The sequence below is a fragment of the Microbacterium enclense genome, from assembly GCA_038182865.1.
GTDB classification, from domain to species: domain Bacteria; phylum Actinomycetota; class Actinomycetes; order Actinomycetales; family Microbacteriaceae; genus Microbacterium; species Microbacterium enclense_B.
In genome coordinates, this window is sequence record CP116226.1 from 2,925,646 (window position 1) to 2,940,715 (window position 15,070).

Sequence of the window (15,070 nt, forward strand, 5' to 3'; positions counted from 1 at the left end):
GGCACTTCGCTCGGGGTGCGTTCCTCTCCTGTGCATGATGCACAATAGGCCGATGCCCACCCTTTCCGCCCTGGCCGAGGCGGCCGGACACGCCCTCGTTCCCGTGACCCCCTTCCCGCCGTCGCGCCTGGTCAGCGGAGTCCACGTGTCGGAGCTGGCCGGCCCCGGGCGTTACCTCGCCGGCGGGGAACTGCTGCTGACCACCGGCATCCCTCTCACCGGTCGCGAGAGCGACGAGGGGTACGTGGCATCCCTCGCCGCTCACGACGTCGGGGCGCTGGGCTTGGGTCTCGGTGAGGGGTGGGACGCCCCGCCGCCGGGCTTCGCGGACCGGTGCGCGCGCGCCGGGGTGCCTCTGTTCGTCGTACCCGACGGTGTGCCGTTCCTCGACGTGTCGCGGGCGCTCGTCACCCTGGAGCGCCGAGTCGAGCGCGACGCGGGGATCCGCGCCGCGTCCGCACACACGCGACTCGCCGAAGCGGCGGCGGGAGACGACGGCAAGGCCGGTGTCGTGAGGGCGATCGCCGAAGCCGTCGGGGGGTGGGCTGCGTGGGTCCCCGCGGCCCCGAGCCACGACGCGGCGCTCCTGCATCCGCCGGCGCTCGCGGGCCTCCTGCCCTCGGTCGTCGCCGACATCGACGCGTCGCTGGGGCGCTCCGGAGCGGGCGCGGCGTCGTTCTCGGCACACGGCTCGGTCGCGCTGGCGTTGCCCGTCACGAACGGATCGGGCCGGGTCGGCGCTCTGGCCATCGGCGCGGGCCGCCCGCTCACCCCCGCCGATCGCCAGCTCGCCCGCACGGCGATCGCTCTGCTGCGCTCCCTCGCGGCGCCCCCTCCCGCCATCGGGCCTTCATCCGCCGGACCGTGGATCGTGCGTCTCGCTCTGGACGGGCGCGCCGACGCAGCCCGTGCGCTGGCTCACTCCAGCGGAATCGAGCTGCCTCCCGTCGTGCGCGTGCACATCGGCGACCTCGCGACGGAGCCGCTGCCGCTCTCGGTCGTCGACGGGTCCCGGCGCATCGCGCTGCGTTCCGGCGACGACGTGCCGACGGCGGGCGCGGTCGGCGCACCCGTCGCCTGGGAAGACGTCCCCGCGGCGGCCGACCGCGCTCTCGCGCTCTGGTTCGCCTCCCTCGCCGACGACGCGGGTGCCGTGCCCGCGGTCGTCGAGCCCGCCGACCGCGCCGGCGTCTGGCTCGGCGCCCTCGCACCGACGCCGGGTCTGCGTGACGCGGTCCGCGCGCACCTGGCCGGAGGGCTGCGCGTGGAGCAGACCGCGCGCGCTCTCGGGGTGCACCGCAACACCGCCCGCCAGCGGATCGCCGCCGCCGAGCGAGCGATGGGCGTCGTCCTGACCGACCCTGACGTCGCCGCGGAACTGTGGATGAGGCTGCGTCGGGTCAGCCGCTGACGCCCGCCAGCCACGCGAAGACGTCGTCGGTGTGCTCGCCGAGTCGTGGGGGAGCAGACGCGGCGCTCGGCACCGGGGGTGACCACGCGATGGGCGAGCGCACCTGCCGCGACGTGCGCCCGTCGGCGCCGGTCGTCTCGTAGACGGGGTCGAGTCCCAGGCGCGAGGCGAGGGCGAGCCCCTCGCCGATGGTGTTGACCACGCCCGCGGCGACGCCGACGGCGTTGAGGCGTTCGGCCCACGCGGCGGCGGTGTCGCGCGCCAGCGGTTCTTCGAGGGCGACGGCGAGGTCGTCGCGATGGCCCACCCGCGCCGCGTTCGTCGCGAACGCCTCGTGCTCGGCGAGATGGCCGACACCGAGCACCTCGGTCATGCGTCGGAACTGCGCGTCGTTGCCGCACGCCACGGCGAGGGGTCCGTCGCCGCAATGAAGGACCTCGTACGGGGCGATGGAGGGATGCCGGTTTCCCAGTCGCACCGGCTCGGTGCCGGCACCGAGGTGGGCCGAGACCTGGTTGACCAGAGCGGCCTGGAGGCTCGAGAGCAGGTTCACGTCGATCCGCGAGCCGCGCCCGGTGAGTTCTCGACGACGCAACGCGGCGAGGATGCCGATCACCGCGTCCTTGCCGGTGAGCACGTCGACGAGGGCGACGCCGGCCTTCATCGCGGCGCCGTCGTGATCTCCGGTGATGTGCATCAGGCCGCCGACCGCTTGAGCGACGAAGTCGTAGCCGGGGAGTTCGGCTCCGCCGTCGAGTCCGAAGCCGCTCACCGAGGCGTAGACGAGGCGCGGATGCCGCTCGGACAGTGTCGCCCAGTCGAAACCGAGTCGTGCGAACTGACCGGGCCGGAAGTTCTCGATGACGACGTCGCTGCGCGCGATGAGCTGCTCTGCGCGCGCACGGTCGTCCGGAAGGGTGAGGTCGAGCGCGACGGAGGACTTCCCGCGGTTGGCGGCCTCGAAGTACGTGGTCATGCCCGACGACGCGTAGGGAGGGCCCCATGCGCGGGTGTCGTCGCCGCTTCCGGGGCGCTCGATCTTGACCACCCGTGCGCCGAGATCGGCGAGCATCATCGTGGCCAGGGGTCCCGCGAGCACGCGGGAGAAATCGGCGACGACCACGCCCTCGAGGGGAGCGCTCACGCGTGCACCCCCGCCAGGGCGTGCGCGGTCGAGGCGCGCGCCACGACGTCGATGGGGAACTCGACGTCGGTCCCGCGGGGCTTGCGGCCCTCGAGGACGTCGAGCAGGAGGGCGGCGCAGGCCACGCCCGAGGCGCGCGGGCGCAGGTCGATCGAGGTGATCGCGGGGCGCAGGAACGGCAGCGAGGGGTGGTCGACGCACGAGACGACCGTGATGTCGTCGCCGACCGTCCGGCCGAGCCGTTCGAGGGTGGCGACCACCTCGATCGCGCTCGAGTCGGGCCCGCAGACGATGACGTCGGTCTCGGGGCGTTCGTCGAGCAGACGCTCCGTGCGGCTGCGGATCTCGACCCACGGCGCTTCGAAGGACACCGCCGCGAGCGCAGGGTCGAGCCCGCGCTCGTCGCAGGCGCGGCGGTAGCCGGCGACCAGCTGCCGCCCCCAGTCGGAGGAGTCCGGCGCGACGAGGAGGGCGGGGTGGCGTGCGCCGGTGCGATCGATCTCGTCGAAGAGACGCAGCATCGCGGTCTCGTGCGACGACCACACCACGCCGACCGGGTCTCCCTCGACCTCGGCGGGCAGGTGCTCCTGGGTCACGATCGGGATGCCCGAGGCGAACAGCGCGGGGAGGGCGGGGTCTCCCGCGAGCGGGTCGCCGATGACGAGGCCGTCGGCACGCAACGGGCGTGAACGGCCCGATGAGACCGACGGGCTCACGATCGTGACGTCGACGTCGTGTGCGGCGGCGTGGGTGACGATGCCGAACGTGAACGCCATGTAGTACGACGAGCGCGACACCACCTCGGGGAGCACGATGCCGATGGTCCCCACGGAGCCGCTGCGCAGCTGCCGCGCGGCGGTGTTGGCGGTGTAGCCGAGGGCGGCTGCGGCGGCGAGGACGGCTTCGCGCGTCGCGGGGGAGACGCGACCGCTTCCGCTGAGAGCGTCCGACGCCGTGGTCTTGCCGACCCCGGCGCGGCGGGCGACATCGATCAGGCGCGCTCGGCCGGTCTCGTGCATGCCGCAGAGTCTAACCACACCGCCGGGAGCGTCATCTCCTCGAAACATTTCGGGTCTTGTGCCGAAACAGGTCTCTCGCATACTTTTGCCGGAACGTTCCGGCACGACTGCTGCCGCCCGACTGGAGATGCGATGACCTGCACCTGCACCCCGACCCCGCACACCTCGCGCTCGCGCCGACTCGGCGACGAGTCCGGCGCCGCGTACGCGACGCTCTCCGAGGGGGAGCTGCGCCGCGCCGCCGAGATCCTGCGCGCGAACGGTGCCCTCGACGCCGACCACCGCATTGCCTACCTGGGTCTCGACGAGCCCGATCGACGCGAGGTCGAGGCGGGGCGGCCCGTGGCCCGCAGGGCTCGCGTGCATCTGCTCGACGTGGGCACCGGTCTCGCCCGTGACATCTCGGTCGACCTCGATGCGGGCACGCTCGCCTCCGACGCGCCCATCGAGCACGAGGTCAGCGGACAGGTGCCGCTGCTGCAGGAGGAGCACGCCGTCATCCGCGACCTGCTCGCCGTCGACGACGAGTGGCTCGCCGCCCTCCGCCTGCGCGGGATCACCGATCCCGCCACGGTCGCGCTGGCGGGTCTCTCGGCTGGCCGGTACCCGATCGAGGGGGAGGAGGGCCGCCGGCTCGCCCGCGTGCTCGCCCATCATCAGCCCACCCCGCAGACGATGCCGTGGGCCCATCCGATCGACGGACTCGTGGCCTATGTCGATCTCGGCGCCCGTCGCGTCGCGCAGGTGATCGATGTCGGCGTCATGCCGATCCCGCAGGAGAGCGCCGATTACCACATCCCGGGCACCTTCGGCCCAGAGCGCACCACCCAGCGTCCCATCGTGATCCAGCAGCCCGAGGGGCCGAGCTTCTCCTTCGAGGGCGACGTCCTGACCTGGGAGAAGTGGTCGCTGCGTATCGGATACGACATGCGCGAAGGACTCGTCCTCCACGGGATCGGGTTCGAGGATGCCGGTCGGACCCGCCCCGTCGTCCACCGCGCCTCGATCGCGGAGATGCTCGTGCCCTACGGCGATCCGGGCCCCGTGCGTTTCTGGCAGAACTACTTCGACACGGGTGAGTACCTCCTGGGGCGCCTGGTGAACAGTCTCGAACTCGGATGCGACTGCGTCGGTGACATCACCTATCTGGACGTCCCGATCGCCGATGCGCGAGGCGACGTGAAGGTCTTGGCGAACGCCATCTGCATCCACGAGGAAGACGCGGGGGTGCTGTGGAAGCACACCGAGCAGTTCACCGGCACGAGCGACGTCCGCCGCCAGCGGCGCCTCGTGGTGTCGTTCTTCGTCACGGTCGGCAATTACGACTACGGCTTCTACTGGTACCTGTACCTCGACGGGAAGATCGCCTTCGAGGCGAAGGCGACGGGGCTGGTCTTCACCGCGGCCTACGACGAGCGCACGGCCCGGTTCGCGAGCGAGCTCGCGCCGGGTCTGGCCGCTCCGTACCACCAGCACCTCTTCTGCGCCCGACTGGACATGGCGGTGGACGAGGGGCCGGCCGTGATCGACGAGATCGACGTCGCGACCGTTCCGATCGACGACGGCAACCCGCACGGCACCGCCATCGGCTTCCGTTCGACGCGTCTCGCCCGAGAGAGCGACGCCGTCCGCCGAGCCGACGCCGCCGTCGACCGCACATGGCGGGTCAGCAGTGCGGGCGCGACGAATCGCTTCGGACGCCCCGTGTCGTACGTGCTCCGGCCCGAGGGGAGGCCCGTCCTGCAGGCGCATCCCGAGTCCGTGATCGCGTCCCGCGCCCGCTTCGCGACCTCGGACCTGTGGGTCACCGCCTACGACCCCGAGGAGCGGTACCCCGCCGGCGCGATCGTGAACCAGAGCGCCGGCGAGCAGGGCCTTCCTGCCTTCATCGCCGACGATGCGTCGCTGGAGCCGGCCGATCTCGTGCTGTGGCACACCTTCGGCCTCACGCACTTCCCCCGCCTGGAGGACTGGCCGATCATGCCGGTCGATTCCTGCGGCTTCGTCCTCACCCCGCACGACTTCTTCGACCGGAACCCGACCCTGGACGTCCCGGCGTCCGCGTCGTCCTGCGCGTGCGCCCACGAGGCGCCCGCCCACCAGACGACCCCGCACCACCCGCCCCACTCGCATCACTCGCACCACCTCCCCGTTTCGCCGTCGAGCCCCGCACCCTGATCCGCGGGCCGGCACCTCGAGAGGAACCGCCATGAGAACACGCACACTCGCGGGAGGCGCGGTCGCCGCGATCGCCCTGCTCGCCCTGACCGGGTGCACCGGAGCGTCCGGTCCCGCCCCCGCCGCCACCTCGGAGGAAGTCTCCCCGGGCTTCCTCGCCGTGGCCGACGCCTCCGCCCCCGCCGGGGGAGAGCTCGTCGTCCAGGTGGACTACGACACCGCCGAAGCCGGCGGATTGGATCCGCAGAGCGCCGCGACCGCACGGTCGTGGATGCTCGAGGGGCTCGTGTACGAGACCCTGACGACCATCGACGAGAACCTCGCGGTCGCCCCCGGGCTGGCCACCTCGTGGGAGACGCCGTCCGACACCGAATACGTCTTCACCCTCGCGGACGACGCCGTGTTCTCCAACGGGCGGGCGATGACCGCCGCCGATGTCGTCGGCAGTCTCCAGCGCCTGCGCGACACCCCGGTGACCTGGACCGGCCAGCTCGGGCCGATCTCCTCAATCGAGGCGACCGGCGACCGCGAGGTCACCGTGACGCTCTCGGAGCCGTACACCCCGTTCCTGGCCGCCCTCGCGAACACCCCGGCCGCGATCCTGCCGATCGCCGAGATGGAGGCCGGCACGGTCGACATCGCGACCGAGATGCTCGGCACCGGTCCGCTCGTCGCCTCCGCCCACCGCCAGGACGAGCAGTGGACGTTCGTTCCCAACGAACACCACCCGGATGCCGCCACCCTGGGGTTCTCCACCCTGACGGTGGACATCGTCGGGGACGAGGCGACGCGAGCCGCCGCCCTGCGCGACGGGTCGGCCGACCTCGCCGTCCTCAACTCCACCGACTCCGCCTCCCTGCTGGCGGGGGCCGCCGACGTGCGTGTCGCGACGCAGCGCAACACCGACTTCCACTACCTGATGATCAATTCGATCGGAGGAGACCCGGCGCTCGCGGACGAGAAGGTGCGTTTCGCGGTGAACGAGGCGATCGACCGCGAGGCGATCAACGCGCTCGTCTTCGGCGGGTCGACGGCCGTGACCGGCGTCACCCCGGCAGGGCTCCCCGACGCGTGCGATCCGTCGGGACTGGCGTCGTCGATGCGCGACGTCGCCGCGGCCAAGAGCGCCATCGACGCCGTCGGCGGACTCGACCTGAACCTGCTCGTCTACACCGACGAACCCGTTCTCGCGCAGATCGCGCAGGTCATCCAGCAGAACCTCGCCGAGATCGGCGTGAAGGTCTCGATCGAGCAGGTCGACTACGCCACGTATTCCGGCAAGGTGTACGCCGACCCGTCCGACTTCGACCTCGCTCTCAGCTGGTTCGCCGGCTACGCCGATCCCGCCATGGTCACGACCTGGTGGAACCCGTCGCTCGCGGGGTTCTCCTCCGTGTACATGACCGGCTCGCCGGAGCTGAACGCCGCCATCGCCGCGGGTGCATCGACGCCGGCGGGGAGCGACCGTGCGGCCGCGCTCGCCGAGGTGTGCGACCTGGCCGACCAGCAGAGCGAGATGGTGCCGCTGGTGCTGCGGCCCTCGACGATCGGCTGGAACACGGCCGAGCTCAGCCCCACCCTCGCCGCCGACGAGGGGTACGGCAACGTGCTGCGGCACATCACCGAGTTCCGCGTCGGCTGACATGACCGTCGTCCTCTGGTCGATCCGACGGGTGCTGGCGGCCCTCGCCACGCTCGTGGGGGTCTCCGTGCTCATCTTCGCCTCCGTGCGGTTGATGCCCGGTGACTACACCGACCTCGTCCTGGGTCCGCTCGCCACCGAGGCGCAGCGGGCCCAGGCCGTGGCCGCGTCGGGATTGGATCTGCCCCTCCCCGAGCAGTACTTCCGCTGGATCGGCGGCGTCCTCACGGGCGATCTCGGGTACTCCTTCGTCTCGAACGTGTCGGTGACCGACGAGTTCGCCGCTCGCCTGCCCGTCACCGCGACCATCGCGGCGATCACCGTGGTGGTCACCCTGCTCGTCGGCATCCCTCTCGGGTTCGTGTCGGCGCTGCGCGCCGAGGGTTCCGCGGGTGCCGCGGGAAGGTTCGTGAGCGCCCTGGGCATCAGCGTTCCGGAATTCCTGCTCGCCGGGCTCCTGGTGTTCGCCGTGTCGACCCTGGGGCTGGGCATCTCGGTCGGGCAGTACTCCTCGTTCGCCGAGGACCCAGCCCGCTTCTTCGGCGCGCTGGTCCTGCCCATCGTCGTCCTGTCCGTGGGATGCGTCGCGGTGGTCGCCCGCAACACCCGCGACGCGGTGCTGAACGTGCTCATCGACCCGCACGTGAACGCGAGCGTCGCGCGAGGAGAGACACCGATGTTCATCGTGCGACACCACGTGCTGCGCAACGCGGCCGTGCCCATCCTGACCATCGTCGGCGCGCTCGTCGCGGTGCTGCTGGGTGGGACCGTCATCGTCGAGTTCGTGTTCAACGTGCCGGGGATGGGGTCGTACCTGCAGACGGCTCTCGGCCGCCGCGACTACGGGATCATCCAGACCGCCGTCCTCTTGGCTGCCGCGGTGTTCATCATCACCGCTCTCGTGGTCGATCTCGTCTCCAACGCCATCGATCCGCGTCTGCGCCTGACCGGGGGGAGCCGACGATGACCATCACTCCCACCGCGACACAGCGCCTGGTCACCGCGCGCACCCGCACCTTCAGAGCGTGGCGCGGTCTCGACGGTCTCGCGCGCACGGCCATCCTCGTCCTCGGGGTGCTGGTCGTGCTCACCGTCGTCGCCGTCCTGACCGGTATCGCCGGCTCCACGAGCGCGACGATCGGGGGACGCTTCGAACCGCCGAGCCCGACAGCGCCGCTCGGCACCGACAATCTCGGACGTTCGTTCCTGCCACGCCTGTTCGAGGGCATCGCGACCACGTTGGTGGTCTCGATCGTCGCCGTGCTCTGCTCCGCGGCCATCAGCACGCTCATCGGCATGGTCGCGGGGTACTTCGGCGGTGCGACGAGCGAGCTCGTGATGCGCATCGTCGACGTGCTCTACGCGTTCCCCGCCCTCGTGCTCGCGATCCTCGTCTCCGCCCTCCTGGGACCGGGCCGACCGGCCGCCATCATCAGCATCGTCGCCATCACGATCCCGCTCATGACGAGGGTCGTCCGCGTGGCGACCCGGACGGTCGCCGAGCGCGACTTCATCGTTTCGGCGCGGATCAGCGGGGTACGCACCCCGGTCATCTTCGCCCGCCGGCTCCTGCCCAACATCGCCGGGACCGTGGTGGTCCAGGCCAGCTACGCGCTGTCGGTCGCGATCCTCGTCGAGGGCGGGCTGAGCTTCCTCGGCTTCGGCGTGCAGGTGCCGGAGGCATCGCTGGGGCTCCTCATCCAGCAGGGGATGCTCGCGATGACCTTCGCGCCGCACCTGCTCATCGTGCCGGGCGCGGTGCTCGTCGTCGCGATCCTCTGCATCAACCTCATCGGCGACAGCCTGCGCGATCGCCTCGAACCCCGCGAAACGAGGTCTCTCACATGAGCGCCGTCACCATCCGCGATCTCGCCCTCGACTTCGACGGGTCTCCGACCGTTCGCGCCCTCGACGGTGTCGACCTCGAGATCGCGGAGGGCTCGTCTCTGGCCCTGGTGGGGGAGTCCGGCTCGGGCAAGTCCACGCTCGCCTCGGTCCTCGGCCGGCTCCAGCCGCGGTCGGCCCGGATCGTCCGCGGAGAGGTCCGGGTAGCGGGTATCGACGTGCTCGCCCTGGACGCTCCGGCGTTGCGCCGGTTCCGTCGCGACGAGCTCGCCTACGTCGCCCAGGATCCCATCGGTTCGCTCGACCCCACGATGCGCATCGGTCGACAGCTGCAGCTCGTGCTGCGCAGCACCGGCCAGGATGCCTCCCTCGCGCGGCGCGTCGACCTGCTCGAGGCCATGCGCATCACCGATCCCGGCCGCGTTCTGCGGTTGTTCCCGCATCAGGTGTGGGGAGGGATGGCCCAGCGCGTCGCGATCGCGCTGGCGCTGTGCCGCCGACCGCGTCTGCTCATCGCCGACGAGCCGACCGCCGCCCTCGACTCGCAGGTGCGCGAGGAAGTGGTGCGTCTCATGTTCGATCAGGCGCGGTCGCTCGGGACCACCATCCTGTGGCTGAGCCACGACCTCCCCGCCGTGGCCCGATGGTGCGACGACGTCGCGGTCATGTACGCCGGTCGCGTCGTCGAACGCGGGCGCGCCGCGGATGTGCTCGGGGCGCCCGTGCACCCCTACTCCCGCGCGCTCGCCGCAACCGACCCGTCCCGCGTCCGTGAAGGGGAGCGCCTCGCGAGCATTCCCGGCGCGCCCCCGGTGTTGCACGCGGAATCCACGGGCTGTGCGTTCGAGCCCCGCTGTCCGGTGCGGATCGAGGCGTGCGCCCGCTCCCGGCCGGAACCGACGCTCGTGCGCGCGAGCCTGTGCATCCGCACCGATGAACTCCTCGGAGCGACGCACACGACCGAGGTGCCGGTATGAGCGCCCCGGTCGTCTCCCTCGACGAGGTGTCCGTCCGGTTCTCTTCGGGATTCGGCCCGACACGGCGCACGGTTCTCGCCATGGACCGCGTCTCTTTCGACATCCCGGCGGGGGAGACGCTCGGTCTCGTGGGCGAGTCGGGGTCCGGCAAATCCACCACCGGCGCGGTCGTCCTGGGTCTCCAGCGCCCCGATGCGGGCGCCGTCCGTTTCGAGGGAGCGCCGCTCGCGCGCGACCTGCGCAGCCGGGCGGGGCGCATCCAGGCGGTCCTGCAGCATCCGCGCTGGGCCATCGATCCCCGCTCGAGCGTGATCGACGCCGTCCTCGAACCTCTGCTCGTGCACGAACGCCGCTCTCCGACCGTGGTGGCGCGGGCGCGGCAGATGCTCGACGCCGTGGGCCTGCCCGCGTCCTTCGATGAACGGCGCCCGCATCAGCTCTCCGGAGGCCAACTGCAGCGCGTGAGCGTCGCGCGCGCTCTCGTCACACGCCCCGCCTTCGTGGTGTTCGATGAGGCGGTCAGCGCGCTCGATGTCTCGGTGCAGGCACAGATCCTGAATCTCGTGCAGGACCTGCAGCGAGAACATGCCTTCGCGGCGCTGTTCATCTCTCACGATCTCGCCGCGGTCCGCTACATCTCCCACCGCGTCGCCGTCATGCGGCTCGGTCGGATCGTGGAGCTCGCCCCGACGAGCGTCTTCTACGACTCACCCGCTCATCCCTACTCGCGTCACCTGTTCCAGGAGCTCTCGTCATGACCCCTTCTCCCCGTCTCGCACCCGTACGGGCGCACGGTGCCCGCCTGTCCAACGCCGACTTCGCCCTCCAGGCGGCGCACGGCGTCGACCGCGGTCAGATCTCCTACGACTTCCCGGGGGTGCTCGTCGGCACGGCCGAGTACGCGGAGGGGCCGACGGGGGCGACGGTGCTATCGATCCCGTCGGGGGCCCGCACCTACGCGGACCGCCGCGGCGGAGCGGTCGGCGCGAGCGGACTGTACGGGTTCAATCATGCGATCTGTCTCGCGGGTGGCTCGGTGTACGGCTTGTCGGCGGTCGCCGGGGTGTCCGAGGCTCTCTTCGACGTCGTGGGTCATCGGGCCGGCTTCGACGAGCTGCAGCTGGTGTCGGGAGCCATCATCTACGACTACTCCGTGCGCGAGAACGGCGTGTTCCCGGATGCCGCTCTCGGCCGGGCCGCCTTCGCCGCAGCTCGTCCGGGAGTCGTCGAGGTGGGCCGAGTGGGCGGCGGAGCCTCGGCCTCGGCGGGGAAGGTCGACCCGGCGCGGGTGGAGTTCACCGGCCAGGGGGCGGCGTTCCGGCAGGTCGGTGATGTGAAAGTCCTGGTCGTCACAGTGCTGAACCCGTACGGCGTGATCGTCGACCGCGACGGGCGGATCGTCCGCGGCAACTACGACGAGCGCACGGGCGAGCGCCGGCATCCCTCCTCCGACTACGAGGAGGCGATCGCCGAGGCGCGGCTGGTGGCCCCGGTGTCGGGGAACACGACCATCACCGCGGTGGTGACGAACGTGCGCTTGAGCGACACCGATCTCCAGCAGTTCGCGCTCCAGGTGCACAGCTCGATGCACCGTGGCATCCAGCCCTTCCACACCTCGATGGACGGCGACACGTTGTTCGCCCTCACCACCGACGAGGTCGATCTGCCCGTCGATCCGGCGACCTCACGGGGCCGGCTGTCGCTGAACCCCACAGCCGTCGCCACCCTCGCCGGGGAGACGGCGTGGGACGCGATCCTCTGCGCGGCGGGCTGAGCGATGCACGAGTTCCCCGCCTACCGCGCTCCCTCGCCGGTGGAGGTCATCGACCTCGTGCGTCAGCATCCGTTCGCCCTGGTGATCTCCGGCGGAGGTGCCGACGCCGCTCCGACTGCGACCCACACCCCGGTGGTCGTCGAAGACGTCCCCGACGACACCACCCTCGTGGGGGCCGAGCTGCTCGGACACATCGCGCGGAAGAATCCCCAGTGGACGTCGCTCCGTGACGGCCAGCCCGTCCTCCTCGTCTTCTCGGGGCCCCACGGGTACGTCTCGCCCACCGCGTACGCCGACGACCCGAACGTGCCGACCTGGGACTACGCCGCCGTGCACCTGACCGCGCGGGTGACGGTGCTCGACGACCGTGACGCGAGCATGCACGTGGTGACCCGTACGGTGCAGGAGCTCGAAGCCCTCGAGCCCACGGCGTGGGATCCGACGTCATCCCTGGCGACTTTCGAGCGGATCGTCGGTGGTGTCGTGTCGTTCCGCTTCGACGTGATCGAGCAGAAGGCGGTGTTCAAACTGAGCCAGGACAAGCCCGCCGACGTGCGGTCGCGTGTCGTGGCGGCCGCTCGCGCACGGGGTGATCGCTACGGCGATGTGGCGAGTCTCGTCGAACGCGTGGGAGGAAACGCATGATCGTGCACGAGTGGTCGGCGGGCACGGCGGATGCCGAGACCGAGGGCCGCCGTCTCGGAAGGGCGTGGGCTCCCCAGCTGCACGCGGCCGTCTCGTCGTATCGGAACCTGTTCGCGCAGTCGGGCGTCTCGGCGCAGGTCGCCCGCGAGGTCGCTCGCGCGTGCGGGGAGGCGACGGAGGGGTTCGCGCCCGAGGTGGCCGCGGAGTTCCGCGGAGTCGCGGAGGGGAGCGGCCTCGACCACGACGACGTCCTGCTGCTGACGGCCCGCACCGAGGTGCTCGCCCGGATGACGCCCTCTCCGGAGTGCTCCACGATCGTCCACGTCCCCGACGCCGGAGCGGCGCCCCGCACCCTGCAGACCTGGGACTGGCACGAGACGCTCTCGAACGAGACCCTCGTCCGGCGCTGGCGGACGACCGAGGGCACACGGGTGGCGGCGTTCTGCGAGTTCGGTCAGCCGGCGAAGATCGGTGTCAACGACCGGGGTCTCGGGGTGCACTTCAACATCCTCCATCACCGCTCCGACGGGTCGCAGGACGGGGTGCCTGTGCACGTGCTCTCCCGGATGATCCTGGACCGTGCCGGCACCCTCGACGAAGCCGTCGACATCGCGCGGTCCGTTCCTCTGGCCGCCTCCAGCGTCCTCACCGTCGTCGTGCGGGGGGCGGCGGCCGCCCTGGAGGTCACGCCCGCGGCGATCGCGGTCCTTCCCGTGCGCGCAGGCGAGACCTTCGCGCACACGAATCACTTCCTCGCTCCCGAACTCGCGGCGGGGGAGTACTCGCCGTACCCGACGACGAGCGGGCCGCGGTACGACTGCCTCGTCGACAACGCGGCATCCGCTCGGATCGCCGATGCGCGCGAGCGCGCCCGCGCGTTCGGAGCGGTGTCCGGTCCCGGGATCTCGGTGCGGGCGCGCGCCGACGAACCGGAGCACCTGCGGTGGGAGACGAAGCTGACCGTCGCGATCGACGTCGAGACAGCGGCGCTGGAGTTCGCCGCCGGGGCGCCCGCCGACATCGACGGGCTGTCGTGGCGCCGCGTCGCGGCGAGCTGAGCGGGTGTTCGCCGACGCTCTGCACGGTGGTGCGCTCGCCGCATCCACGGTCGCCACGGGCCTCCTCGTGGTGCGGCTGCGCCGGGATCAGGGGGGAGCCCTGGTCGCCGCCTCGCTGATGACGGCGGCGATGGCGGATGCGATGCTGTGGCACCGGATCGATCCCGTCTGGTGGGTGTCGGCGCAGATCCTCGTCGCCGTGCTCATCGCGGTGGGGACGAGGATCGCGGCCGGCGCCCGTCGGGCGCGCGCGTCGTCGACGACCGTCCCCGAGACGGTGGCGCTGCTGCTCATGGCGGCGATCATGGCCCGGATGTCGGCGGGGGCGACCGACGCGGCGCACCATCACGCGTCCGTCGACGGGCTGTCGACCCTCGTCACTCTCCTCTTCGTGCTCTACGCCGGGGTGAGCGTGCTCGGGATTCGTGCCCTCCGAGACGCCGGCCCGCGCGTGCACGCCCTTCTCATGACGGGGAGCGCGACGATGATGTTCGTCGCGGGGTGGGTCGAGTGACGCGGGGTCGGGCGATCACCAGCGACGCGAGCACGAGCGCGATGCCGAGCACCTGTGCGGGCGTGATGGCCTCGCCGCCGACGAGGACGCCGAGCACCACGCCCGTCACAGGGTTGAGCAGGCCGATGAGGCCCACCGTCCCCGCCGGCAGCGAGCGGAGTCCGGTGAACCAGCAGACGAACGCGAGCGCTGTCGCGACGACCGCGATCCCCGCGTAGGCGGCCACGGCGACCCCTTCGACGCGGGGCGGCGGTCCCTCGACGATCGCGGCGGCGATGACGAGCACGATCCCACCCGCGGTGAGCTGCCACGCGGTGGTGGCGAGGAGGGGCGTGTCGTCCCGCCACCGGGTGGTGAGGATCGCGCCCAGCGATGAGGCGACGAGGGCCACGACGGATGCCACGACCCCGGCCGGAGAGACGGCCCCTGCCCCGAGCCCCACGACGAGGAGCACGCCGGCGATGCCGAGGACGACACCCGCCGCCCATCGTGCGGTCGGTCGTTGCGCGAGGAGGGGCCACGCGAGTCCCGCGAGAGCCACCGGCGCGAGCGCCATGATCGACGCGGCGACGGAGGAGGGAAGGAGCTGGGCGGCAAGGTAGATGAGGACGAAGAACGCGCTGAAGTTCAGCAGTCCCAGCACGGGCGCTTTCCACCACCAGGCACCGCGGGGACGCCGACGCGCGAGGGCCCAGAGGAGCAGTCCCGCGGGCAGGGCTCGCCACGCGGCCCCCCACAGGGGAGCGTCGGGCGGCAAAAGATGCCGCGTGACGACGTAGGTCGCTCCCCACGCGATCGGCGCCACGGCGGTGATGAGGATGAGGCGCCATTTATCTTCCATGGAAGGAACTATAGCTTCCGTG

Annotated in this window: 14 protein-coding genes; 11 read left to right on the plus strand and 3 right to left on the minus strand. The window is 71.6% G+C overall.

Going from position 1 to position 15,070, the window contains the following annotated elements; all coding sequences use genetic code 11:
* Positions 1 to 52: 52 nt before the first annotated feature.
* A complete protein-coding gene (locus PIR02_13765) occupies positions 53 to 1,411 on the plus strand; it encodes a PucR family transcriptional regulator ligand-binding domain-containing protein (GenBank protein ID WZH35829.1) in 1,359 nt (452 codons plus the stop codon).
* On the opposite strand, the gene PIR02_13770 is transcribed toward PIR02_13765, so the two are convergent.
* The gene (locus PIR02_13770; GenBank protein ID WZH35830.1) at positions 1,401 to 2,555 is read right to left on the minus strand and encodes a CoA transferase; all 1,155 of its coding nucleotides are present in this window, start codon (positions 2,553 to 2,555) and stop codon (positions 1,401 to 1,403) included. The genes PIR02_13765 and PIR02_13770 overlap by 11 nt on opposite strands.
* Positions 2,552 to 3,574: a LacI family DNA-binding transcriptional regulator gene (locus PIR02_13775; GenBank protein ID WZH35831.1), complete on the minus strand. Its 1,023-nt coding sequence runs from the start codon at positions 3,572 to 3,574 to the stop codon at positions 2,552 to 2,554. The genes PIR02_13770 and PIR02_13775 overlap by 4 nt, the downstream gene beginning before the upstream one ends.
* A gap of 132 nt (positions 3,575 to 3,706) precedes the next feature.
* Between PIR02_13775 and PIR02_13780 the strand changes: the two genes are divergently transcribed.
* Genes PIR02_13780 through PIR02_13825 form a run of 10 tightly spaced genes read left to right on the plus strand, consistent with a single transcriptional unit; the run spans position 3,707 to position 14,207 of the window.
* A complete protein-coding gene (locus PIR02_13780) occupies positions 3,707 to 5,752 on the plus strand; it encodes a primary-amine oxidase (GenBank protein WZH35832.1) in 2,046 nt (681 codons plus the stop codon).
* 31 nt (positions 5,753 to 5,783) lie between these two features.
* Complete coding sequence (locus PIR02_13785; protein ID WZH35833.1) at positions 5,784 to 7,394, plus strand: ABC transporter substrate-binding protein; 1,611 nt, start codon at positions 5,784 to 5,786, stop codon at positions 7,392 to 7,394.
* Position 7,395: 1 nt separating this feature from the next.
* A complete protein-coding gene (locus tag PIR02_13790) occupies positions 7,396 to 8,361 on the plus strand; it encodes an ABC transporter permease (GenBank protein WZH35834.1) in 966 nt (321 codons plus the stop codon).
* The gene (locus PIR02_13795; protein WZH35835.1) at positions 8,358 to 9,242 is read left to right on the plus strand and encodes an ABC transporter permease; all 885 of its coding nucleotides are present in this window, start codon (positions 8,358 to 8,360) and stop codon (positions 9,240 to 9,242) included. The genes PIR02_13790 and PIR02_13795 overlap by 4 nt, the downstream gene beginning before the upstream one ends.
* Entirely contained in the window at positions 9,239 to 10,216 is a 978-nt protein-coding gene (locus PIR02_13800) for an ABC transporter ATP-binding protein (protein WZH35836.1), read from the plus strand. The genes PIR02_13795 and PIR02_13800 overlap by 4 nt, the downstream gene beginning before the upstream one ends.
* The gene (locus tag PIR02_13805; GenBank protein WZH35837.1) at positions 10,213 to 10,974 is read left to right on the plus strand and encodes an ATP-binding cassette domain-containing protein; all 762 of its coding nucleotides are present in this window, start codon (positions 10,213 to 10,215) and stop codon (positions 10,972 to 10,974) included. Before PIR02_13800 ends, PIR02_13805 begins: the two co-directional genes overlap by 4 nt.
* On the plus strand, positions 10,971 to 11,990 hold the full coding sequence (locus PIR02_13810) for a P1 family peptidase (protein ID WZH35838.1): 1,020 nt from the start codon (positions 10,971 to 10,973) through the stop codon (positions 11,988 to 11,990). The genes PIR02_13805 and PIR02_13810 overlap by 4 nt, the downstream gene beginning before the upstream one ends.
* A gap of 3 nt (positions 11,991 to 11,993) precedes the next feature.
* Entirely contained in the window at positions 11,994 to 12,635 is a 642-nt protein-coding gene (locus PIR02_13815; GenBank protein ID WZH35839.1) for an FMN-binding negative transcriptional regulator, read from the plus strand.
* The gene (locus tag PIR02_13820) at positions 12,632 to 13,693 is read left to right on the plus strand and encodes a C45 family autoproteolytic acyltransferase/hydrolase (GenBank protein ID WZH35840.1); all 1,062 of its coding nucleotides are present in this window, start codon (positions 12,632 to 12,634) and stop codon (positions 13,691 to 13,693) included. The genes PIR02_13815 and PIR02_13820 overlap by 4 nt, the downstream gene beginning before the upstream one ends.
* Positions 13,694 to 13,697: 4 nt before the next feature.
* Positions 13,698 to 14,207, plus strand: a complete 510-nt coding sequence (locus PIR02_13825; protein WZH35841.1) for a hypothetical protein — start codon at positions 13,698 to 13,700, stop codon at positions 14,205 to 14,207.
* Here the strand turns inward: PIR02_13825 and PIR02_13830 are convergent.
* A complete protein-coding gene (locus PIR02_13830) occupies positions 14,158 to 15,048 on the minus strand; it encodes an EamA family transporter (protein WZH35842.1) in 891 nt (296 codons plus the stop codon). The two genes, PIR02_13825 and PIR02_13830, sit on opposite strands and share 50 nt — an antisense overlap.
* Between the last annotated feature and the right edge of the window lie 22 nt (positions 15,049 to 15,070).

Bases quoted from the DNA above. Each gene is read 5' to 3' on its own strand.
- PIR02_13765 (WZH35829.1), top strand. From the start codon at position 53: ATGCCCACCCTTTCCGCCCTGGCCGAGGCGGCCGGACACGCCCTCGTT.
- PIR02_13775 (WZH35831.1), bottom strand. From the start codon at position 3,574: ATGCACGAGACCGGCCGAGCGCGCCTGATCGATGTCGCCCGCCGCGCC.
- PIR02_13780 (WZH35832.1), top strand. From the start codon at position 3,707: ATGACCTGCACCTGCACCCCGACCCCGCACACCTCGCGCTCGCGCCGA.
- PIR02_13785 (WZH35833.1), top strand. From the start codon at position 5,784: ATGAGAACACGCACACTCGCGGGAGGCGCGGTCGCCGCGATCGCCCTG.
- PIR02_13790 (WZH35834.1), top strand. From the start codon at position 7,396: ATGACCGTCGTCCTCTGGTCGATCCGACGGGTGCTGGCGGCCCTCGCC.
- PIR02_13795 (WZH35835.1), top strand. From the start codon at position 8,358: ATGACCATCACTCCCACCGCGACACAGCGCCTGGTCACCGCGCGCACC.
- PIR02_13800 (WZH35836.1), top strand. From the start codon at position 9,239: ATGAGCGCCGTCACCATCCGCGATCTCGCCCTCGACTTCGACGGGTCT.
- PIR02_13805 (WZH35837.1), top strand. From the start codon at position 10,213: ATGAGCGCCCCGGTCGTCTCCCTCGACGAGGTGTCCGTCCGGTTCTCT.
- PIR02_13810 (WZH35838.1), top strand. From the start codon at position 10,971: ATGACCCCTTCTCCCCGTCTCGCACCCGTACGGGCGCACGGTGCCCGC.
- PIR02_13815 (WZH35839.1), top strand. From the start codon at position 11,994: ATGCACGAGTTCCCCGCCTACCGCGCTCCCTCGCCGGTGGAGGTCATC.
- PIR02_13820 (WZH35840.1), top strand. From the start codon at position 12,632: ATGATCGTGCACGAGTGGTCGGCGGGCACGGCGGATGCCGAGACCGAG.
- PIR02_13830 (WZH35842.1), bottom strand. From the start codon at position 15,048: ATGGAAGATAAATGGCGCCTCATCCTCATCACCGCCGTGGCGCCGATC.